20 protein-coding genes are annotated in these 22,019 nt (G+C 66.5%); 9 read left to right on the forward strand and 11 right to left on the reverse strand.

Features of this window, described 5'->3' with window-relative positions; translation table 11 throughout:
* The first annotated feature begins 142 nt into the window (after positions 1-142).
* From LJ760_RS08935 to LJ760_RS08950, 4 genes are all read left to right on the forward strand, one after another.
* Positions 143-1,717, forward strand: a complete 1,575-nt coding sequence (locus tag LJ760_RS08935; RefSeq protein ID WP_227921909.1) for an HNH endonuclease — start codon at positions 143-145, stop codon at positions 1,715-1,717.
* Positions 1,718-1,819: 102 nt separating this feature from the next.
* A complete protein-coding gene (locus LJ760_RS08940) occupies positions 1,820-2,440 on the forward strand; it encodes an L-threonylcarbamoyladenylate synthase (RefSeq protein ID WP_227921911.1) in 621 nt (206 codons plus the stop codon).
* A gap of 112 nt (positions 2,441-2,552) precedes the next feature.
* Positions 2,553-4,865 (forward strand): alkaline phosphatase, encoded by a 2,313-nt coding sequence (locus LJ760_RS08945; protein ID WP_227921913.1) that lies wholly within the window; start codon positions 2,553-2,555, stop codon positions 4,863-4,865.
* Between the two features lie 152 nt (positions 4,866-5,017).
* Entirely contained in the window at positions 5,018-5,575 is a 558-nt protein-coding gene (locus LJ760_RS08950; RefSeq protein WP_227921915.1) for a hypothetical protein, read from the forward strand.
* Here LJ760_RS08950 and LJ760_RS08955 read toward each other — a convergent pair.
* From LJ760_RS08955 to LJ760_RS08975, 5 genes are all read right to left on the reverse strand, one after another.
* A complete protein-coding gene (locus LJ760_RS08955; RefSeq protein WP_227921918.1) occupies positions 5,528-6,262 on the reverse strand; it encodes a YqjF family protein in 735 nt (244 codons plus the stop codon). The genes LJ760_RS08950 and LJ760_RS08955 overlap by 48 nt on opposite strands.
* Before the next feature lie 51 nt (positions 6,263-6,313).
* A complete protein-coding gene (locus tag LJ760_RS08960; RefSeq protein WP_227921920.1) occupies positions 6,314-7,618 on the reverse strand; it encodes a cation:proton antiporter in 1,305 nt (434 codons plus the stop codon).
* A 63-nt stretch (positions 7,619-7,681) separates the two neighbouring features.
* The gene (locus LJ760_RS08965) at positions 7,682-9,271 is read right to left on the reverse strand and encodes an ABC-F family ATP-binding cassette domain-containing protein (RefSeq protein WP_227921929.1); all 1,590 of its coding nucleotides are present in this window, start codon (positions 9,269-9,271) and stop codon (positions 7,682-7,684) included.
* An 86-nt stretch (positions 9,272-9,357) separates the two neighbouring features.
* Complete coding sequence (locus LJ760_RS08970; RefSeq protein ID WP_227921931.1) at positions 9,358-9,660, reverse strand: hypothetical protein; 303 nt, start codon at positions 9,658-9,660, stop codon at positions 9,358-9,360.
* Positions 9,661-9,784: 124 nt separating this feature from the next.
* Complete coding sequence (locus LJ760_RS08975) at positions 9,785-10,237, reverse strand: Fur family transcriptional regulator (protein WP_227921933.1); 453 nt, start codon at positions 10,235-10,237, stop codon at positions 9,785-9,787.
* Positions 10,238-10,397: 160 nt separating this feature from the next.
* Between LJ760_RS08975 and LJ760_RS08980 the strand changes: the two genes are divergently transcribed.
* The 4 genes from LJ760_RS08980 (at position 10,398) to LJ760_RS08995 (ending at position 13,056) form a co-directional block, all read left to right on the forward strand.
* Positions 10,398-11,000: a maleylpyruvate isomerase family mycothiol-dependent enzyme gene (locus tag LJ760_RS08980; protein WP_227921935.1), complete on the forward strand. Its 603-nt coding sequence runs from the start codon at positions 10,398-10,400 to the stop codon at positions 10,998-11,000.
* Positions 11,001-11,047: 47 nt separating this feature from the next.
* Complete coding sequence (locus tag LJ760_RS08985) at positions 11,048-11,512, forward strand: GatB/YqeY domain-containing protein (protein ID WP_227921938.1); 465 nt, start codon at positions 11,048-11,050, stop codon at positions 11,510-11,512.
* Between the two features lie 66 nt (positions 11,513-11,578).
* Positions 11,579-12,169: a TetR/AcrR family transcriptional regulator gene (locus LJ760_RS08990; RefSeq protein WP_227921941.1), complete on the forward strand. Its 591-nt coding sequence runs from the start codon at positions 11,579-11,581 to the stop codon at positions 12,167-12,169.
* A gap of 65 nt (positions 12,170-12,234) precedes the next feature.
* Positions 12,235-13,056: an SMP-30/gluconolactonase/LRE family protein gene (locus tag LJ760_RS08995; protein WP_227921943.1), complete on the forward strand. Its 822-nt coding sequence runs from the start codon at positions 12,235-12,237 to the stop codon at positions 13,054-13,056.
* An 18-nt stretch (positions 13,057-13,074) separates the two neighbouring features.
* Here the strand turns inward: LJ760_RS08995 and LJ760_RS09000 are convergent, their stop codons facing one another.
* The 5 genes from LJ760_RS09000 to LJ760_RS09020 all read right to left on the reverse strand — a co-directional run bounded on the left by LJ760_RS09000 (position 13,075) and on the right by LJ760_RS09020 (position 19,362).
* A complete protein-coding gene (locus LJ760_RS09000; protein WP_227921947.1) occupies positions 13,075-14,304 on the reverse strand; it encodes an acyl-CoA dehydrogenase family protein in 1,230 nt (409 codons plus the stop codon).
* Between the two features lie 64 nt (positions 14,305-14,368).
* Positions 14,369-15,640, reverse strand: coding sequence for an ion channel protein (locus tag LJ760_RS09005; protein ID WP_227921949.1), 1,272 nt, complete (start codon positions 15,638-15,640; stop codon positions 14,369-14,371).
* A gap of 97 nt (positions 15,641-15,737) precedes the next feature.
* Entirely contained in the window at positions 15,738-17,240 is a 1,503-nt protein-coding gene (locus LJ760_RS09010; RefSeq protein WP_442860650.1) for an MDR family MFS transporter, read from the reverse strand.
* A gap of 203 nt (positions 17,241-17,443) precedes the next feature.
* Complete coding sequence (locus LJ760_RS09015; protein WP_227921958.1) at positions 17,444-17,770, reverse strand: hypothetical protein; 327 nt, start codon at positions 17,768-17,770, stop codon at positions 17,444-17,446.
* Positions 17,771-17,781: 11 nt separating this feature from the next.
* Positions 17,782-19,362, reverse strand: a complete 1,581-nt coding sequence (locus LJ760_RS09020; protein WP_227921961.1) for a Na+/H+ antiporter — start codon at positions 19,360-19,362, stop codon at positions 17,782-17,784.
* A gap of 375 nt (positions 19,363-19,737) precedes the next feature.
* Here LJ760_RS09020 and LJ760_RS09025 point away from each other — a divergent pair, with 375 nt between their 5' ends.
* The gene (locus LJ760_RS09025) at positions 19,738-20,910 is read left to right on the forward strand and encodes a type I phosphomannose isomerase catalytic subunit (protein WP_227921964.1); all 1,173 of its coding nucleotides are present in this window, start codon (positions 19,738-19,740) and stop codon (positions 20,908-20,910) included.
* Here LJ760_RS09025 and LJ760_RS17405 read toward each other — a convergent pair.
* Positions 20,891-21,913, reverse strand: coding sequence for an FUSC family protein (locus tag LJ760_RS17405; protein ID WP_227921966.1), 1,023 nt, complete (start codon positions 21,911-21,913; stop codon positions 20,891-20,893). The two genes, LJ760_RS09025 and LJ760_RS17405, sit on opposite strands and share 20 nt — an antisense overlap.
* Positions 21,914-22,019: the final 106 nt, after the last annotated feature.

The raw sequence follows: 22,019 nt of genomic DNA on the forward strand, positions 1-22,019 counted from the left end.
TCGCCTCAAGCAGGGCGACAAACGCTCCTGGCGCCAGCAACCAGCCGGACTTTTGAGTCTGCTTCTCGGACCGCAAAGACAGGTAGTAGGTCAGGTATTTCCCTCCTTCCCCCTACGATTTACCGCCGATAGACTCGAACACATGTTCGAATATCGTCCGCACGGACACCACTTGTCTGCTGACCCTTCCCGTGTCAGCAGCGCGTCAGTGAACGAATGGGCAGGCGTATTGAGTGAGGACGCCGACGCAGAGCATGCCCCGCCGCCGGACACAGAGCTCATCGACCGGATTCGAGCCCTTGAAGAGCTGAAGGCGGCAGCATCGGCAGCGCAGGCCCGGACGGCCGCGGCGTTTGACGCCTCACAGCGTCGGAAGCAGGCGGTGGAGGGAGTATCCCGGGACAAGCAGGGCTGGGGTGTGGCCTCGCAGATAGCTTTGGCCCGGAGGGAATCGGCCAACCGCGGCGGGCGCCTGCTGGGGTTCGCCAAGGCCCTCACTCAGGACATGCCCTGCACCCTCCACGCCCTGAGCCACGGAAAGATCAACGAATGGCGGGCGACACTGCTGGTGCGTGAAACCGCTTGCCTGAGCAGAGAAGATCGGCAGCGGGTAGATGCGGAAGTGGCCGGAGACCCGGAGCTGCTGGAAACCCTGGGAGATCGGCAGCTCACTTCCCGCGCCAGGGCTGCTGCTTACCGGCTGGATCCACAGGCTGCCGTGAACCGGGCCGCCAAGGCTGCATCCGAACGTTTCGTTTCCTGCCGTCCCGCGCCGGACACCATGACGTACCTGACGGGGCTTCTGCCCGTCGCCCAAGGGGTAGGCGTATACGCGGCCCTGGCCCGGGAGGCAGACCGGCTGACAGCAGCCGGGGACCGGCGTACCCGTGGCCAGATCATGGCGGACACGCTTGTAGGCCGAATCACCGGTCAGGCACAGGCGGACTCCATGAAAGTGGAGGTCCAGCTGGTGATGACGGATCGGACACTGCTTGCCGGAGAATCAGAGCCGGCATTCGTCCCCGGCTACGGCCCCGTTCCGGCCCAGTGGGCCAGGGATCTGGTCCGCAACCGGGGTGGGGCTATGGAGAACTCGGGTCGCGTTGCCGATGGCACGTGCGGCACCGGTGGCGGCACCGGTGGCGCAGAAGGCCACGGTGACGCCGAGGGCAGCGCCCGGACCGGCGGCCCGAACAGTGGCCGACGCCAGGATCGGAGCGACAGACCCGCCAGGGATGTCCAGACCTTCATCCGCAGGCTGTACACGGCTCCGGAAACCGGCGAGCTGGTCGCTATGGATTCTCGGGCACGTTTGTTCCCGACATCCTTGGCCCGGTTCATCGCCGCACGGGACGCTACCTGCCGGATGCCGTGGTGCGGTGCCCCAATCCGGGAGTTCGACCATGTCCGGCGGCACAGCGACAGAGGTCCCACCAGCGTCGGGAACGGACAGGGACTCTGCGAAGCGTGCAACCACGCCAAGGAAGCGCCGGGCTGGTCCGCAAAGGTAATCAAACCTCCCGGCTCAGCGGCCGCAAGAGGTGCGGCGGGCGGAGGGATGGAAGGCTCACCCGCAATACTCGGCCATACCGTGGAGACCTCCACCCCCACCGGACACACATACCGCTCCACAGCGCCACCGTTGCCAGGTGCTCCTATTGAGGACGCCCTCTCTACGGTCGAGAAGATAGTGGTGGACCTGATTCGGGCGGCGTAGCCGGGGTGATAGCCGGCCGGCGCTCGCGGAAGATCCCCGGCGCTCGCCGGTGCCCGGACCCGGCCAGTCCCCGTCAGCGACGGCCACCGGTAGGCTGTGGGGATGGCCAGATACTTTGACGTACACCCGGAAAACCCGCAGCCCAGGGCCATCGGCCAGATTGTGAACCTGCTCGAATCCGGCGGGTTGATCGCCTACCCCACCGACTCCTGCTATGCACTGGGAGTGCAGCTGGGCAACCGGGAGGGACTGGAACGCATCCGCCAGATCCGCCAGCTGGACGATAAGCACCACTTCACCCTGGTCTGCCGTAACTTCGCGCAGCTGGGCCAGTTCGTGCAGCTGGACAACTCGGTGTTCCGCAGCATCAAAGCCGCCACCCCCGGAAGCTATACCTTCATCCTGCCGGCGGTGAAAGAAGTGCCCAAGTGGCTGCTCCAGCCCAAGAAGCGGACCGTCGGCGTGCGCATCCCGGACAATACGGTGGTGCAGTCGATTCTGGAAGGCCTCGGCGAACCGCTGCTCTCCAGCACACTGCTGCTGCCCGGCGATGAGGATCCCATGACCCAGGGCTGGGAAATCAAGGAGCGCCTGGACCACCAGGTGGACGCCGTCATCGATTCCGGGTTCTGCGGCCCGGAGCCCACAACAGTCATCGATTTCTCCGGTGACTCGCCCGAAATCGTACGGCGCGGAACCGGAGACCCGACACCCTTCGAGTAACCCCGGCGGCCCGGAACCTTTATTGGTTCCTGCGGTTGACTCTCCCCTGGCGCGCACGAAGTCTGGCACGCGTCAGGGGGAACCATCGCTAGGCACTCGCAGGGGAAACCACATGAAGAAGACGGCTAAGACACTATCGACGGCGATATTGGGTATCTGCGTCCTGGCGGGATGCGGCGTAGGTACCGGACTTCCGGGCGTAGGCGGCGGGAACGGCCATCCCACCGGCTCCCCCGGACCCACAAAGACTTCCACACCCACTCCCACCTCCACCCCGTCGCCCACCGGAACACCATCACCGACCCATACGGGAACACCATCACCGACCCCGACGCCGACAGACGGCGGCGGACACGGTAACGACGACGCCGTCAACGTAATCCTGATGGTCGGCGACGGGATGGGAACGGCGCAACGCGACGCCATCCGGCTGGCCTCGGTTGGCCTGACCGGGGAACTGGCCATGGATTCACTGCCCGAGGTGGGCCGGGTCCACACCAACTCCGCGGATCCCGGCACCTTCATCACCGACTCGGCCGCCGCTGCCACGTCCATGGCCACCGGGGTGAAAACCTACAACGGCGCCATCGGTGTGGACCTGGAACAGCAGCCCGTGACCTCGGCACTGGAAATCGCCGAGCGGCTCGGAAAGTCCTCCGGGCTGGTCACCACCGCCCAGGTGACGGATGCAACTCCGGCCGCTTTCGGCTCGCACGTATTGGACCGGGATGAGCAGAGCGCCATCGCAGCCCAATACCTGCGCAGTTCACACCCGGAGGTGATCCTGGGCGGCGGCGAGGATTACTGGTACCCGGCGGGCACCCCGGGCAGGTACCCCGACAATCCTGCAGAGGACGAATCCGAGGAAAGTGCCGGTACCGAGGGCAAGCTGGTGGAAGAGGCCCAGGACCTGGGCTACGAGTACGTCTGGGACCTGCCCGGCCTGCAGGCAGCAGAGGGTGACATGCTCCTCGGGCTCTTCGCCAACGAGGAAATGTTCCAATACGGAGACGACGTTGAAGACTCTTACGAGCCCACGGTTCCGCTGACCGAAATGACCCGGAAAGCCATTGACGTCCTGAACAACAACCAGGATGACAACGGCTTCTTCCTCATGGTGGAGGAAGAGGGCATCGACGCCATGAGCCATGTCAATAACGGGGCGCTGACCATCGAGTCCGGCATTCAGTTCGACAACTCCGTCGCCCTGGCCAAGGAGTTCGCCGAGCAGGACGGGAACACCCTGCTGATCACGGTGGGCGACCACCAGACCGGCGGTATGGCCATCGAACCGCTGGGTGATGATTCCAACCCGGAGAGCCCGGTGCAGGAAGGACCATTCGACGTCGCCAACTCCGACCAGCAGTACCAGATCGATTGGACCACCGGCGGCCATACGGGCGACGACGTTCCCCTGACTGCCATGGGACCCGGCGCCGAGATACTGACGGGCGTTTATGAGAACACCCGGATCTTCGAGGTCATGGTTTCGGTGATGCGCTCCGGCACGGAACGGGACTTTGACCTCCAGGCGCACCGCGGCGGACGCGGCGAAGTAACCGAAGAATCCCTGGCGGCCTTCGCACACGCATTGGAACTGGGCGTCACCACACTGGAACTGGACACGCACCTGACCGAGGACGGCCGGGTGATTGTCTGGCATGACGACATCATCCTGACCACGAAGTGCGCCGATACGGCTCCTGCCACTTCCGGGGATCCGGAATTCCCCTACGTGGGCGACCGCGTAGCGGAATTGAGCCTCTTGCAGCTCCAGACCCTGAACTGCGGCTACCAGCAGTTGCCGGGCTACCCGGAGCAGGATGTCGCGGAGGGCAACCGGATTGCGGAGCTGAGCGATGTCTATCGCCTCGCCCGGGAGTACGGTGCCCGCAAAATCCAGTTCAATGTCGAAACCAAGGTCGAGGAGGGCCAGGCCGGCGGGCCGCGCAGTGTCGCACTGACCGAGGCGGTGGTGGACGTGGTCCGCGATGCGAACCGCGAGCGCCGCACCACCATCCAGTCCTTTGACTGGTCCACCCTGAACCTGCTCGAGCGGATCGCCCCGGAACTGACGCGGGTGGCTTTGGCCAGTACGCCGGAGGACCTCGGCGTAGGCCAGCCGGGCGCAGCCCCGCAGCTGGGCGGAATCGATATAGATGACTTCGGCGGGTCCGTTGTCCGCGCCGCCCATGCCCAGGGCTACGACGTGCTATCCCCCATCTTCACCACGGTCACGGCCGAAATGATTGCCGACGCACACGCCCTCGGCATGCCGGTCATTCCCTGGACCGTCAATGAGGTGGCAGACATGCACCGGCTCATTGACCTGGGCGTGGACGGAATCATCACCGACTACCCCACCCGGCTTCGCGCAGTAATGGAGGAGCGGGGCTTCGACCTGCCCCGGGCCTACACCCGCTAAGTTCCGCAAGGACTGAGTCAGCAAAGGATCGATAACACCGGACACCGTGCCGGGACCGAAGCATCGGTCCCGGCACGGTGTCTGTTCGGCACGAGTCGGTTCGCCACGGCACCGGTTTCAGCCCGCCGGATTCCGGATGGCATGCTGAAGTTATGCCCGGTCTCTACATCCTCCCTTCCAGCTGGCTGCTCGACGCGACCCCCGAGGCGGTGTGGGAGACCGTGGCCAGCCCGGACATGAGCTGGCCACGCTGGTGGCCCGGCTGCACGCTCCAGGACCTCGCCACCGATCCGGACGCCGCTTCAGACCCGACGTCGGAACTGCTGGCCACTACCGTCCGACTGCGCTTCCGTGCAGCCCTGGGCTACCACCTGTCCATCACCATCCACCCGACCACCGCAGTCCAGCCACGGATCATAGAGTTCGACGCCGGCGGAGACCTGGCGGGCACCGGCCGGATCCGCCTGTTCCCCGTGCCGGCGGACACCCCCGGGAACGCCCCCGGTGACGCGGCGCAGACCCGGATGGACATCGACTGGCAGGTCCGCCCCACCCGGCGCTGGATGCGCCTGCTCACGCCCGTGGCGCGGCCGGTCTTCACCGCAGCCCACTCGCTGCTGATGCGGCAGGGCGAACGCGGCCTGCGCAGGGAACTGGCCGGCTCAGGCAATCCGTCGCGGACGGCCGAACAAGGTGCGCACACCGGGTGAGTAATGCACCGTGTCCGGCGGCCCCTCGACGGGAAGCCCGGCCGCAGGCACCAGTTCATCGTGGAAGTGCGTCAGCCGGGCCGGATACAACGGCCAGGGCCGGTGGGAGTTGGGAATGAACACCGTCCTGCCGGCGAAGACCGCATGTAGGCCGAACCGCGCAGTGAGCAGCAAGGACAAGTCATCGTCCGCCTGCCGGGCATAGTCCGGAACCACGGCGAAGGACGAGCGGGGCTGTTTCCCGAACCGCTCGACGTCGTACCCCGGCTCCCGGCCGGAACGCGCGGGCCGGCAGCGGGACCAGACATACGGGATGTGCAGGGCGCGGGCAACGAGGACCGGAACCAGCCGTGAGGCGTCCAGGGTCAGGAAGAGCACCCCGCGGCTGCCGTCCGGGCCGCGTGAATACAGGCGCACGTTGATTTCGGTGAAGGACCCGAAGTACGGAACGGGAACCCGCCCGAACAAGCGGGTTTCCCGCGCCAGGAACCCCACCAGCCCCACCCAGGTGGAACCGTGGAACACATCAGGTTCGACGCCGGGCGGCATGTACGGTGCGGCAGCAGACGCGGGAATGCGCCAGTGGAGGAAAACGGTGCCGGCCCAGGTCTGGGCCATCAGTATCGGCGGCGTCACCCTGAGTCCCGCGGGCCAGGGATCCTCCGTGCCGAGGACGCGGGTACCCATGGCGCCAAGCTAACAGCGCCCCGGCCGGGCGGAAAGAGCAGGTGCGGGTGGTCAGACCGCCGTATCCGGCCGTTCCTCGCCGAAGCGTTCCATGGCCGTCTTCCGGCGGATCCGGTCCAGCCGGTTGATCACCGGTGCCGCCGTGATCCCGTGCAGCACGACGGAGGAGGCCACTACCAGGCCGAGCAGCCCCCACAGCTGCTCCGCGCCGTCGAAGTTCCCCTTGCCCAGTGCGTAACCGAGGTAATACAGGGAGCCGATCCCGCGGACGCCGAAGAAGGCGATGGCCATCCGCTCGCGGGGGCCCGGCCGGCCGCCCAGCAGACCCAGCCAGCCGGCGAGGGGCCGGACGACGAGGAGGAACGCGGCGGCCACTGCCACCTCGCGCCAGCCGATTTCCGAGAGCAGTCCGCGGGCAATGGCGCCGCCGAGGAGCAGCAGCAGGACTACGGTCAGCAGCCGCTCCAGCTGCTCCACGTAGCTGTGCAGCACCCGGTGGTAGCCGTGGGTACGTTCAGCGGCCCGGATGGTGACTGCACAGACGAAGACGGCAACAAAACCGTAGCCGTCGAGCATTTCGGTGATTCCGTAGGCCAGGAAGGTGGCCGCCAGGGCCACGAAGCCTTCAGAGTGGTTGGAGAGGCGAATGCTTTCCAACCGTGCGGAGAAGAAGAGCCGGCTCAGGAGCTTGCCAACGAAGAAGCCAAGGAGGACGCCCATACCTATCCGCCAGCAGACGTCCACGGCGATCCAGTGCGGGAACCAGTCGGACGGCGCCGTCCCCACCAGGCTCATGCCGATGGCGAGGTAGACAAACGGGAACGCCAGGCCGTCGTTCAGCCCGGCTTCGGACGTCAGTCCGAAGCGGACCTCGTCCTCGGCTTCGCCTTCCGAGTCCTCTTCCTCGTCGTCGGCGGGTTCGCCCACCTGGACCTCGGAGGCCAGCACCGGATCGGTCGGGGCCAGCGCTGCGGCCAACAGGATGGCAGCTGCCAGGCCGACTCCGAGGACCCAAAGGTTCAGCAGGGTCAGGCCCAACAGGCTCAGCGGCATGGCAATGCCCAGCATCCGCCAGGTGGTGGACCACCGCCGCCAGCCGACCGGGCGGTCCAGTGCCAGTCCTGCGCCCATCAGGGAAATGATCACGCACACCTCGGTCAGGTGCGTGGTGAATTCTCCATAGCGCAGCGGATCCGGGTCCGGCAGGTCCTTCAGGAGGCTGAACGCCAGGATTCCCGCACCAAGGAACACCATGGGCATGGAAACCGGAACATTGCGCAGCGCCTTGGGCAGCACGGCTGCAAGGAAGACTGCTAGGCCGGCTGCGAAGAAGACAAGGCTGGGTCCGTCAAACACCCCCCGACATTAGCGGCGCATCGGGCACCCCGACAGACGCCGCGCCGAATTCGTGTCGGCTCCCTAGGCTTCGCGGATGGTGACCTGCCCCGGCTTCGCTCCGTCGGCACCGAAGACGAGCCAGCGGGTAGCGATTTTTTCGGTGAAGAACCGGTCATGGCTGACCACTATGACGGCGCCCGGGAAATGCAGCAGGGCGCGCTCCATGACCTGTGTGCTGGACATGTCCAGGTGGTTGGTGGGTTCGTCCAGCAGCAGGACGGGAGCGCCCGACAGCAGGCACTGGGCCATGGCGACGCGGGCGCGCTGCCCGCCGGAAAGGTTCCCGATCTTCTGCACCAGGTCCGCTTCGGAGAACTGGAACATGGTCAGGAACCGGTTGACGGACTTTTTCGTGGCGCTGAAGGCGAGGGATCCCGGCAGCGAGTTGACGGCGTGGGTGACGGTGTCGGCGTCGTCGAGTTCCGCCAGCATCTGGTTGTAGGAAACCATGGCCGGGCCCTTCGGCCAGGTGACATCGCCGGCGTCGGGCTGTTCTTCGCCCGTGAGCACGCGCAGCAGCGTGGTCTTGCCGCTGCCGTTGGTTCCGGTGACCGCGATGCGGTCCCCCTTGTTCACTTCGAAGCTCAGGTCCTCGAAGAGCACCTTTTCCCCGTACGACTTGGACACGCCGCGGACGCGGCCGAGCACGTCCTTTACGTGCAGGCCGTCGTAGATGCCGGTGATGATTTCGTCCACGGGCCGGGGCGCACGGGATTTCTTGATGCGGGCCAGCTGGGTGCTGAGCCGCCCGCCGGCTTTGGCCGCCTCGCGGCGGTCCGCAATGCCTTCGGCTTCAAAGGCCAGCAGTTCGGCCTCATGGACGAACTGGGCCTGGAGGTTCTTCAACCGGAACTGCTTCTGCACCACGTACTCCGCGAAGTTTCCCGGGTATTCGTGCAGGTGGAAGTTCTCCACCTCCACGATGCGGGTCACGACGGCGTCGAGGAACTTCCGGTCGTGCGAGACGATGATGGCAGCTCCCCGGAAGTCGCGGAACCAGCCCTCGAGCCATTCGACGCCGGCCACATCCAGGTAGTTGGTGGGTTCGTCGAGCAGGAGCACATCGGGCTGCTCCAGCAGGATCTTGGCCAGTGCCGCACGGTTCCGCCAGCCGCCGGAGAGGGCGTCGATCGGGCAGACACGGTGTGCGGCGGTGAAGCCGAGGGTGGTGAGCACGCTGTCGATGCGGCGCGGGTAGTCCCAGCCGTCGAGCCGGTCCATGGTTTCGAACAGTTCCGACTGGCGGCGGATGAGCCGATCCATTTCCTTGCCCGCGGGATCGGCTGCAATGGCTTCATCGATTCCCGCCAGCTCAGCCTCGACGTCCTTGATTTCCGTGAAGACGGAATCCAGGACCTCGGCAATGCTGGCCTGCCCGTCCAGTTCGGAGAACTGGGAGAAGTAGCCGATCTTCAAGCCCGGTTCCACGGTTACGGTGCCGGAGTCCGGCTGCACCTGGTCCAGGACCAGTTTCAGGATGGTGGATTTGCCGGAGCCGTTCCGGCCGATCAGGCCGATCCGGTCCTTGGGATCGAGCCGCAGGAACGCTTCACGCAGCACCTGCTTGTTCTCGAAGGAAGTATTGACGTCCTGCAGCCGGATCAGGCTCATGGTGTCCTCTCAAAGGGGTTGGTTTCCTCGCCCCGCGGGACAACGACCATTCATCCTATCGGCTGCTGCCGCACGCGGCGGCGAGACTAGCCGCGCAGGGTGTAGCTGCCCTGGGGGCGGCGGTTGAGGTGCGCGGCGGTGTCCACGTAGCTGCCGAGGTTGCGGGGGCGGGTGAGCGCCCGGCGGCCGGTGGACACGTAGGTTCCCTCGGCACGCGGGGTTCCCAGCGGGCGTCCGTAGCAGGTGGTGTAGGTGCCCAGGCGACGGGGCTGGGTTGCCGGAGCGGGCTGCGAGGCCGCGGGGGCAACGGTGCTGCCGGTGGCGGCTGGGCGGGGTGCGGCGTTTTCGGTGGTGGCCGGCGCTGCGTTTCGATTGATCAAAGTGGTCATGGTGTCTCCTCAGTTGACGCTTGGGGTGAGACTCGGGCCGTGGCGGCAGGTTTTTGGGCAGCGTTCAGCCCGGGATGTGTCGCCGTTGATTGGTGCCCGCCGTTTATATGGGCGGTGGTGCGCCTTAGCGGGCGGAGGAATCCGCCTGCTTGGCGCAGGTGCTGCAGATGCCGCTGAAGGTTACTTCGGCAGCCAGTACGGTAAAGCCGGAATCGTCCGACGGGGTCAGGCAGGGTGCCTGGCCGATCACGCAGTCGACGTCCCTGATGGCTCCGCAGCGGATGCAGACCAGGTGGTGGTGGTTATCCCCCACCCGCGACTCGTAGAGTGCCGGCGAACCGGCGGGCTCCACCCGCCGGGCCAGTCCGGCCTCGGTAAAGGCGGACAGGATGCCGTACACGGCCTGCGCCGAAATACCCGGCAGTTCCGATCGAACGGAAGCCAGGACCTTGTCGGCACTGGAGTGCGGTTCCCGCTGCAGCGCTCCCAGCACTGCAACGCGCTGTGACGTGGCTTTCAGCCCCGCTGACCGGATGTTTCCGGCCTGGGCTTCTGCTGTTTCCGCCGCGTTCTGCATATCTAAAACCCTAACAGTTGTTTTGATTGCCTCAAGACAACTATCGCCCTTTTGCGCTGTGATTCCGGACGCTGTGACCGCCGCCGCAGGCGGGCATTGACGCGGGCTGAACCCTTTAGTTTCCTTAGGGACCACGTGCCAATCAACCAAAGGAGCCGGTTTGCGGAAGTCCACGGCAGCAGTCTGGGAAACCGTCCACGCTGAGCGGCAGCGCCTCGCGGCGGACCTCTCCCCGCTGCAGTCCGAACAGTGGGAGGTGCCCTCGCTCTGTCCCGGGTGGAGCGTCCACGATGTCCTGGCCCACCTTGTGGACACGGCACTCACCGGCAGGATCGGCTTCGTCCGGGGCATGCTCGGCGCACGCCTGGATTTCGACCGCGTGAACCAGCGCGGTGTCCTGCGCCAAAAGCGGCAGGACCCGCAGGATACCGTCCGCGCGCTGCGGGACGTGGCGGAATTGACCCGGACGCCCCCGGTGAACCCGGCAACCCGCCTCGTTGAAGCGATCGTGCACGGCGAGGACATCCGCCGACCCCTCGGCCTCGTCGGGAGCTATCCGGAACCCGCGGTTATCCAGGCCCTGGCCTATCAGGTCCGCACCCCGGTTGCGTTCGGCGGAGGGCGTGAGCGGGCCGCCGGCCTGCTGCTGGTCGACCGGCGCACCGGGACGGCCTGGGGCGCCGGCACCAGGATCGAAGCCGATGCCCTGGACCTGCTGCTCACCGTGTCCGGGCGCCCCGTGGAGCTCGACCCGCCCGCATAGGGGACGATGGGAAAGGAAAGCACTACACCACCGTAAGGACGAGGACCATGGGCACTTTGAAAGAACAGCTGCAGGCCGATATGAAGATGCACATGAAATCGGGCAACCGCGTTGCCCTGACCACCGTGCGCAACGTACTGGGTGAAATCACCACCCGGGAGAAGTCCGGGAAGACGCCGGTTGAGCTCGACGACGTGCAGATCGTGTCCCTGCTGCAGAAGGAAGCCGCAAAGCGCCGCGATACGGCCGGGATCTACACGGAGGCCGGCGAGACCGGGCGTGCTGCCTCCGAGACGGCCGAGGCAGAAATCATCGAAGCCTACCTGCCCGCTCCCCTGACCCGTGCCGACGTGGAAGCCATTGTGGATGAGGCAATCGCCGATCTGCGCGCCGGCGGAGAAGAGCCCACGATGCGGCAGATGGGACAGGTCATGAAGCCCGTGACCGCCAAGGTGGCAGGACGGTTCGACGGTAAGACGGTGAGCGAAATCGTCCGTTCGCGTCTCGCCTAGCGGCAGCCAGTCCCACTGCTACTCTGGTTGCTGAACGCTCATTCCGCTCATCTTCCGGAGGTACAGGTGCCCGCAACAGGTACGGGCCAGCGCCTGCTGGATTCCGCTACGGAGGCCTTCGCGGCGAAGGGCTTCCACGGCACCACCACCCGCGACATCGCTACGGCGGCCGGGGTCACTCCCGGCGCCGTCTATGTCCACCACCGTTCCAAGGAAGAGCTGCTGTACAGCATTTCCCGCCTCGGGCACGAGCGGACCCTGGAACTGGTCCGCTCCGGCGCCGCCTCAAGCAGCGATCCGGTGCAGCAGATCTCGACCATGGTGCGTGACTTCGTCCAGTGGCAGGCAGCCAACCGCACCAAGTCCAGCGTGGTGAACTTCGAGCTGGCTGCCCTCACGGAGGACCACCGGGCCGAGGTGCTGAAGATCCGCCGCTCCGTGGACGCGGAGTTCCGGACCGTCGTCGACCGCGGACGGCAGGAAGGCGTGTTCGACGTCGAGGACACCGGCCTTGCCGTCCTGGCCCTGCTCTCCCTTTGCGTGGACGTGGCCCGCTGGTACCGCAACGACGGACGGCAGACCGCAGCCGGCATCGGAGAACACCACAGCCGTTTGGCGCTGCGGATGCTGGGCGCCGCAGGACCGTCGAAGCCCTAGGCCTGTTGTCCGCTTCGGGGTGCCCGGCATACTGGAAGCCCGAACCTCAACAAGCGAGGTGCAGCATGGCTGAACCGACAACGCTGGTCTCCGGGATCGGCATGGGCGAATCCGCCCGCTGGCACGCCGACGAACTTTGGTTCGCGGACTGGACGGCGGGGACCATCTCCGCGCTGAACCCGGACGGGGACGTGCGGCGGGTGGCGGCGGTGCCGTCCTTTCCGATCAGCTTCGACTGGCTGCCGGACGGGCGGATGGCCGTAGTCTCCGGGACGGACCGGACCGTCTTCCTGGAAATTCCCAATGCAGGGCTGGTCCCGCACGCGGATCTGAGCGGCCTGTCGGACCACCCCTGGAACGAGATTGCCGTGCACCCCTCCGGCAACATTTACGTCAACGGCATTGGTTACGACTATTCGGCCGACCCGCAGAGCAGCGGGATCATCGCACTCATCCGCCCGGACGGCTCAGTGGCGCAGGTGGCAGACGGCCTGGCATTCCCCAATGGCATGGTGGTTTCCGACGACGGCGCCACCCTCGTGGTCGCTGAATCCAACGCAGGCCGTCTGGCGTCCTTCGCCATTGCCGACGACGGCGCCCTCACGCCTGCCGGGGACTGGGCAGCGGTCTCGGGCAGCGCCCCTGACGGTATTTGCTGGGACGGTACCGGGGGCATCTGGTTCGCCGAAGTGCCCGGCGAACGCTGCGTCCGCGTCCGGGAGGGCGGGACCGTGGTGGAAACGGTGCAGCTGGACCAGGGCTGTTTCTCCTGCGCTGTCGGCGGCGGCGACGGCGGCCTGCTGTTTATGCTGACCGCCCGGTGGCCGGAGGCGATGGATCCGGCCACCCCCGGCACCGGGCAGGTCCTGGGCCTGCGGGTACGCTGATCCGCCGGCCCGGAACGCCTAGGCGAACGCGGACAGTCCGGTGATGTGGCGGCCCAGGATCAGCGACTGCATGGAATCGGTGCCCTCATAGGTGAACACCACCTCCATGTCGGTCAGGTGCCGGGCCACGTGGTTCTCCAAAAGCAGGCCGTTGCCGCCCATGATGTCGCGTGCCTCCGAGCAGACCCAGCGGCCCTGCCGGGCGGCGAACATCTTGGCCATGGAGGCCATGGGGCTGGTCATCTTCCCCTGGTCGCCGAGCTCGTTGAGGCGGAAACACGTCAGCTTGATCGCGGTGACCTGGGCGAGCATGTTCGCGAGCTTGTTCTGCACCAGCTGGAACCCGGCAATGGGCTGACCGAACTGCACCCGGTCCTTGGCATAGGCCACGGCAATCTCGTACGCGGCGACGGCGTGCCCCAGCGCTTCCCACGCGACTCCCCCGCGGGTGGCGGCCAGCACCTTGTTGACGTCCTTGAACGAGTTGCAGTTCTCCAGGCGGTTCTCCGCGGGAATACGGAGGTCCTCGATGACGATGTCCGGCTGCAGCACAGCACGTTTGCCGATCTTGCCGGTGATCACGGTCGCCTGGTACCCGGCGGGGTGGTTGCCGTCGGCATCCTTTTCCATAACGAACGCCTTGACTTTACCGTCGGCTTCGTCGCGGGCGTAGATGATCACGATGTCGGCAAAGCTGGCGTTGCCGATCCACCGCTTGTTGCCGTTCAGGACGTAGGAATCGCCCTCGCGGCGGGCGGTGGTTTCCAGCGACACGGAATCGGACCCGTGGGTGGGTTCGGTCAGGGCAAATGCACCGATCTTCTCGAACCTGGCCATTGGGGGCAGCCAGCGCTGCTTCTGCTCCTCGCTGCCGAGCATGTCGATGCTGCCCATGGCCAGGCCGGAGTGCACACCGAAGAACGTGTTGATGGAGCCGTCGCCCCGGGCGAGCTCAGCCGCGGCGGTGGAGGCGGCCATGCGGCTCATGCCCGGGCAGCCGTAGCCCTTGATGGTGCCGCCGGCGATGTTCAGCGCGGCCAGCTTGGGCACCAGCTCATACGGGACCTCCGCCCGCTCCCAATAGTCGTTGATGACCGGCAGCAGATCGTTGTCCACGAACGCCCGGACCCGGTCCCGCACGTCGCGGGCCTCGTCGTCCAGCAGCTCATCGAGAAGGTAGAGGTCGGCGTCGACGTCGCCCACTGCGGTGGGGTCGAAGGCTGGGCGCGCGGTCTGTGTGACGGTCATTGGGGCTCCTGACGGAAGGTACTAACTAATCGTTCATTTAGTATGAGCCGCGTCACAGCAGTGGTCAAGCGTGTGCATCATCGGCCGCGAGCATGTGCGGGGCGTTGGTGACCACCAGCCACGCGGGCAGCAGGGCCAGGCACAGGACAGCGGTCACGGTCACGTCACCGGTGATGACCACGGCGATGAAGAGCGCCATCCAGCCGTCCCGGGCAACGGCAAGCACCAGCCCGAGCACTGCCGCGGACACCGCCAGGCTCACCGGCACGGCCGGAACGAGGGCCGAAACCGCCAGGCCCGCGGCCACCCCGATGAACACCGCCGGGAAGATGCGGCCGCCGCGGAAGCCCGCAGCTGCGGAAATTACCAGGGCGGCGAGTTTGATCGCTGCGAGGTAAACCAGGGCCCAGGCCGGTTCGTCGCCCCGGTGCTGCAGCAGTTCCGCCGATTCCTCGGCGCCCTTGAACAACGTGATCGTCCCGCCGGCCACACCCAGCAGACCCAGCAGCGCGCCGCCGAGCGTGGTGAAGAGGACGGGATTGCCGAGTCGGTGGAACCACCGGTGCACCTGCGCGAAGACGGCAACGCCGAGCAGTCCGAAGGCCGCGGCCAGCGGCGCGACGACGAACCCGGCCAGCACGTCCCAGCCGTCGGGAGTGCCCATGGGCGGTAGTTCGATCCGCAGCAGCGTGCCGCCAAGCAGGGTCATGGTCACCGCCCCGGCCCCGGCGGAGACGAGCGGAAGGAAGAGCCGGTCGAAGAGTGCGCCCCCGGTGTTGAGGGTCCCGGCCACACCGGTGAAGAGCAGCGCCGCGGCCACCGGCGTCCCGAACAGTGCACCCACGGTTCCCGCCAGCGTCAGTCCGACGATCAGCTGGGCCGGAACACGGGCAAACAACCGGCCGATCAGCACCGTCAACAGGGCGGTGTTGATGGCGATGATCGGATTCTCGGGGCCCAGGCTGACGCCGCCGGCCAGTCCGAGAACCGCGACGGCGGCCAGGGAAGGCACCACCCCGACCGGCAGGGCGGAGCCGGCGAGCTCCGCCGCCGCCGAATCCGGCCCGGCGTGGCCCGGCGCGTAGCGGACGATGAGCCCGACGGCGAGCCCGGTGAGCGTCAGGGTGCCGAAAATCCACCAGCCGCCGTCGGAGTCGGCCCCGACGGCGGCCGGCAGGTTATCCCAGATGAGGTGCTGCAGGAGCCGGCTGAGCTCGTCGAGGGCGAACAGGACCAGCGCCGAAACCACGCCGATGATAACCGCAGGAACCGCCAGTGCCAGCAGCGTCCGGACCCGGTTGTGCCCGAGGAGTCCCTCATTCGCAGGTTCGGACATGGCGCCACTTCCCTGGGTGCAGCCCCCGGCGGATCACGCTTGCCTAACCAAGGCTAGTAGCCCGGACCGGCCGCTCCTAGGGCAACCGGACCGGCGGCTAGTGGACGGCCACGCCTTCGGGCAGCTCGTTGGTGGGCCGGCGGACCAGGAACGACGCCGCGACGGCCACGAGTGAGACAACCGCACCCCAGAAGAAGGCAGTGTGCACGCCCGAGGCGGCAGCGGAGACCGCTGACGCGCCGTCGGCCAGGGCCGCCGTCGTACCGGTGGTCATCAGGGTGATGAAGACGGCCGTGCCGGCCGCACCGGCAAGCTGCTGCAGCGTGTTGATGATGGCACTGCCGTGGGAGTACAGCGACTTGTCCAGCGAACCCAGCGCCGAGGTGAACAGCGGAGTGAAGATGAAGCCCAGCCCGGCGTTCAGCAGGCAGTGCAGCAGGATCACGAGGCCCACGGGCGTTTCTTCGGTCAGCAAGGTCATCCCCCACAGGGCACCGCTGAGCACCAGGGCGCCCGGAACCACCAGCGGGCGGGGACCGAAACGGTCAAACAGGTTGCCGACAATCGGCGAGAGGATGGCCATCACCGCACCGCCGGGGAGCAGCAGCAGCCCCGTGGAAAGCGTGTCCAGGCCCAGCACGTTCTGCAGGTACAGCGGCAGCACAATCAGGCAGCCGAACAGCGCCATCATGGACACCAGGACCATGACGATCGCCACCACGAAGGGCTTGCTGCCGAAGGTGCGCAGATCCATCAGGGCGCGGTCGGTGCGCTGGAGCACCAGCTGCCGCAGCACAAAACCGGCCATGGCCAGGACGCCGACGGTCAGCGGGATCCACAACGGCATCAGCTCCTTGCCCTGTGCGGCCTCGCCGATGCTGCTCAGGCCGAAGATGAGGCCGCCGAAGGCGAAGGTGGACAACACGATCGAGAGCACATCGAACGGCACGCGCTTGGTTTCCGTGAGGTTCTCGATCTTCATCGCACCCAGGCCCAGCGACAACAGGGCGATGGGCAGGACCAGCCAGAACATCCAGCGCCAGTCCAGCGCGTTGAGGATGATGCCGGAGACCGTCGGGCCGATGGCCGGTGCAACTGCGATGACGATGGAAATGGTGCCCATCATCTGGCCGCGCCTATGTGCCGGAACAGCATTCAGGACGGTGGTCATCAGCAGCGGGAGCATGATGGCGGTGCCGCTCGCCTGGATGATCCGGCCGCCCAGCAGGGTGCCGAACCCCGGTGCCAGGGCTGCCAGCAGCGTCCCGGCGCTGAACAGGGACATGGCGGTCAGGAACAGTCCGCGCATGGAAAAGCGCTGCAGCAGGAAGCCGGTGGCCGGGATGACCACGGCCATGGTCAGCATAAAGCCGGTGGTCAGCCACTGGGCGGTTCCCGCAGTGATGTCCAGGTCAGCCATGAGCCGCGGCAGGGCCACGCTCATGATGGTTTCGTTCAGGATGACCACGAACGAGGAAACCAGCAGCAGGCCGATCACGGTCTTGGTGCGCGGATCCAGCGTGGACGGAGCCGTCGTCGTTGTGGCGTGCCGGGAGGTTCCGGCAGCGGGCACGGGTTTTGCGGAGGGATCGATACTCAAAGAGGGAAGGTCCTATTCATGATGCGGGTGCGCCGCAGGCGTTGGGCGCGGACACGGACACGGACGGCACTTCAGCGGGCCCGGCCTGCAATCCTATGCGGCTGCAGCTGCCTGCCCGGACTACCGTGCCCGTCTGCCCGGCGTGTTCCGCCGGATATTCGCCCAGCGCTGAACCGGGCACCCGGGCCGGAGACTGGAACCGGCTAGAACCCGGTGACCAGCAGTCCGAATCCGAGCACAAACAGCACCACCATCCAGCACCCGCCCGCTATCGCCGCCGCTGCCGTGAGAACCAGCACCATCCAGGGACGCTGGAACCGGTTGCGGATCCACTCGAAGACCAGCGGTGCGGACACCAGCAGCATTACCGCCGAGGCCAGGATCAGGCCCAGCAGTATCACCGCCTGAACGGTTTCGGGAAAGACCCAGAGCTGCAGCACAACGACGGCGACGGCCAGTGTCGCAGCCGCGGCCGACTGCACCAGCCATGCGACGCCGAGATGCGGCCAGGATTCCACGTTCTTGCTCATGTTCGGGAAGTCTAGTGGCGCTCCGGGTGGTCCATGGTGACGGTGCGCAGATCCAGGCGGCGCAGGACACGGTCCACGGCCTCCGGATCCATGCCGGCCTGCCGGCGGGCCTCGAGCACTTCCCGGCGTGCGGCGTCCATGGCTTCGCGCTGGACCACATCCATGATTTCCAGGGTCGCCTTCCGGTCCAGCATCTTCTGCGAATCATCCTCCTCGTCGCTCTCCAGCATGGCGTGCAGCGAGGACATCCGCTTGGCCAGTGCGGCCCGGCGGTCCGGCGGCAGCTGCTGGATGGCTGTCGAACGCTTCATCGTCTCGATTGCGACCCGTTCGGCCCGGAGCGCGAGTTCGCGTTCCATCCGGTCCGCCTCTTTATGGTCGTTAGGCAGCTTCAGGGCGCGCATCAGCCACGGCAGTGTCAATCCCGGTATCACCAGCGTCACCACCAGGACCGCGCACGCGCAGGCTACGACGAAGTTGCGGCCGGGCAGTGCGTCACCGGCGAGCGTGGTGCCCGGCAGGGCGAGGGCAAGCGCAAGGGTCGCCAGACCGCGCATACCGCACCAGGACAGTACAAGGACCTCTTTCAGCGATCCCGGCACATGGTTCTTTTCGGTCCCGCCCATCCGGTAGATCGCCATCATCCACAGGAACCGGACCAGCAGCACGGCCGCGCACACGGCCAGGATGCCCGGAATGAAACTCAGCAGCTGGGAGCCCTCGTCCTCGATGATGTACCGCATCTCGATACCCACCAGGCCGAACGCGGCGCCGGTGGTCAGCAGCTCCACCACATCCCAGAAAGCGGTGCGGGTCAGGCGCTCCTCCGAGTCCTGGGGGCGGGCCCGCCGCCCCAGTTCCAACGCGGTGACGACGACGGCAACCACTCCCGAGAAGTGCACCTCTTCGGCGAGCAGGTAGACGGCGAAGGGTGCAACGAGGGTGGACGCCGAACGCGCCACCAGATTCGGCACGAACCGGTTCAGGCTGCCGACGACCCAGGCCATCGCCAGGCCCAGCACCACGGCGCCGGCTGCGGCAATGAGGAAGTCCGGCACCACGTCCCAGCCCACGTGCCCGCCGCTGGTGCTCGCTGCGACGGCGGCCTGGAAGATGACAATGGCGATGGCGTCGTTGAAGAGGCCCTCAGTCTGCAGCACCGTGATGAGCCGCCGCGGCATCCGGACCTTCCGCGCGACCGCTTCCACGGCGACCGGATCGGGCGGAGCGACAATGGCCCCCAAGGCAATCGCGGCCGGCAGTCCGAGCGCCGGCACCATGGCCCAGGACACACCGGCCACCACAGCCACTGTGACTGCCACCAACGCCACCGCCAGCAGCACCAGGGAGCGCCAGCGCAGCCGGAAAACGGACCAGGAACTGCGCTGGGCGGCAGCGAAGAGCAGGGGCGGAAGGAACAGCGGAAGGATGAGATCCGGGTTGATGTGCACTTCGGGAATGATCGGCAGGAACGCGATCAGGGCCGAGGAAATCAGCATCAGTACGGGGTAGGGCAGCCGGATGCGTTCGCCGATCCCCGCGGCCAGCACGGTTCCGAACAGCAGCCCGACCAGGAGTATCAGGAAATCCACCGGCTCAGCCGTCCGCTCGGAGCTTGCTTCGGACCGACCGCGCCGCGTGTTCCATGTCCGCACCTGCTTCTTTCGGATGTGTAAGTATTTCGTTAATTATTGCATTGAGTGCATCCACCGGCACGGATATCTTCGCAGCGGGCGCGGCACGCCGCAGACCCCGCGCGGGAGAGGGAGGCCACGCGGACGGGTAAACGAGATCACGGAAACCGGGAGCCCCGGGAGCCTCCCCGCAGCACTCGAAACCCGGTAAAATTGAACGGAAATCTTTCGTGTCTCCAAGGAAGCCGCTCTGGTGTGCATCAGCGACGTAGGGCAAGGTCCCGGTGAATTGAGATTGACCCCTCCTGCCATCGGTAAGGAGGCGCTGCACCCGTGACTGCCGTCTACGGCGTGGTAAGGGAAACCCGCAACCCCGCAACTGCGATGAAGGCACTAACGGACAACGGTGCCGCACATCGCCGCGGGCAGCAGGGCCAGGAAAGCCCGCCGGCTTCCCCTTCCGCAACAGGCGCCGTCATTACCTGGGATCCCGACGACCTGCCCGGTGCCCTCCATCGGCTGCTTACCTCCCATCCCCGCCATTTCTCCGACCCGGAGGCGGTGGCGGCGCGCCCGGTCCCCTTCCGGATGCATGTCATGGACGCGGATGTGCCCAAGTCGATCCAGCTGCACCCCCGGCCGGACCAGGCTTTGGCCGGTTATGTGCGGGAACAGACCCGAGGGGTCCCGTTGAACGCGGGAAACCGGAACTATAAAGACAGGCACGCCAAGTTTGAAGTAGCGGTATCCCTCACTCCCCTTCGCGTCCTGTCAGGACAGCGCAGCAGGGAAGAACTGCGTACCATTGCCGATGAAGTGGACCTTCCATGGCTTGATGCCTTATTGACGTTCCGGCATGAGCTGCCGGTCCACGCACTCCTCCGCATGCAGTCTTCCGAGACTGCCCGTGCACTGCGGGAGACCGAGGCTGCCATGGCCAGGTTGACGGAAACCGACGGTCCTGCGGCAGACGCTGCGGCCGTCTTCCGCCGGCTGGCGCCGCTTTTTCCAGGCGACCGCGGGATTCTGATAGCCATCTGCATGAACCTCATAAAGCTGGACCCCGGGCAGGCAATGGTCACCCCCGCCGGCTGCCTCCACTCCTACCTCTCCGGCCAGGCCATGGTGGTTATGGGCCTGTCGGACAATGCGCTGAAGGCCGGGTTGACCACGGACTACGTGGACGTTGCCGAACTGCAGCAGGTCCTGGGCAACGGCCAGCCCGGCCCCGCATTTCTGGAGGTGGAGCGTATTGATGAGCGCCAGGAACGTATTCCGCTCTGGAGTCAGGACCTGGACCTGCGGCGGACCGTGATCGACGGCGGGACCGCATCCATTCCACTGGAACGCTTCACCGTTGTGCTCTCTGCACTGGGGGAAGCGAGGGTTAGGGTGGGCGACGTGAGCACGTATTTGGAGCAGGGTGCCAGCATGCTCTATTTGGGTGACCCGACGACGGCCGACGTCGAGGGCTCGGCACAGCTCTTCAGCGCGTCGAGAATCTAGCAGCCGTCGAGGCCCTGCGGGTGGTGGCGGCAATGACCGCCACGGCCACCAGCGCCCCGATGGTCGTTTGCACGGCCCGGTCCAGGGTCACCGCCAGCACCGGCTGGCTAGCGACAAACCCCGTCATCAGCAGGGCCACGGGCGTCAGGAACACCATGGCCAGGCCGTAGTGCCGCACCACGTAGATTTCCCCGCATAACTGCAGCATGGCCAACAGGACCGCCAGCTGGACCGGCGACCACTGAACCTGGAGCAGCACCGCAGAGACCAGCACGCCGGCGTAGGTGCCCAGGATGAAGTGCAAGGCGCGGAGCGTTCCCCCGGCTGCATCCACTGCTGCGATCGGAGCACAGGCGGCGAGCATCGCCCAGTATCCGTGCCCCAGTCCAAGCCCCGCCGAGACCGATCCGGCGGCGGCGACGGCGACGGCGTAGCGACCCGAGTGCCGCAGGATCCGCCCCCACGACGGCGGCCGGTACGGCGGCAGCGGGCGGGGAGTATGCCGGCGCGCGTGCAACCGGCCGGCAAAACCCAGCACTACGGCGAGCAGTACGCTGCCCGCCACGGTCAGCGCAGCTTCCTCCAACCGGCCCGAGAACGGTGCCGCGGACGTGGCGGTAAACGCGAAGATGTAGGTGAACGGACCTGCGGGCCGGACCCTCAGATAACTGGCAGCCACCGCAATAAGGCCGGCGATTAGGGTTCCCGCGCCCACAACAGTCCAGGAATCCGCTTCGGAAAGGGACAGGAACACACCGGCCACCACGGTCAGGACCATTAGCAGGCCCGACAGGGACTGGTGCTGCAGGCGCCGCCAGTGCAGTTCCGCACGGCCGAAAATACCGGTCAGCGAACCGAAGATGGCGCACATCGTCAGGTCGGTCCGCCCCAGCAGGATCAGGACCAGCAGCGGCAGGAACACCCCGAGCGCCACGCGGACGGCAGGCACCCGGTGCCCGCGTCCCGGAGGCACGGTGAGGAAGCTGCTGAGATGCTGCTGCACGGAGACCAAGGAACCTTTCGCTGCGGCCGGAGGCACATGAGCCGCAGTTCAAGCCTAGAACCCACGGACGACGGCGCCCGGCAGCTTCCCGTGTGACGGTCCTCGC

The sequence above is a fragment of the Arthrobacter sp. zg-Y895 genome (genome assembly GCF_020731025.1).
GTDB lineage: Bacteria > Actinomycetota > Actinomycetes > Actinomycetales > Micrococcaceae > Arthrobacter_B.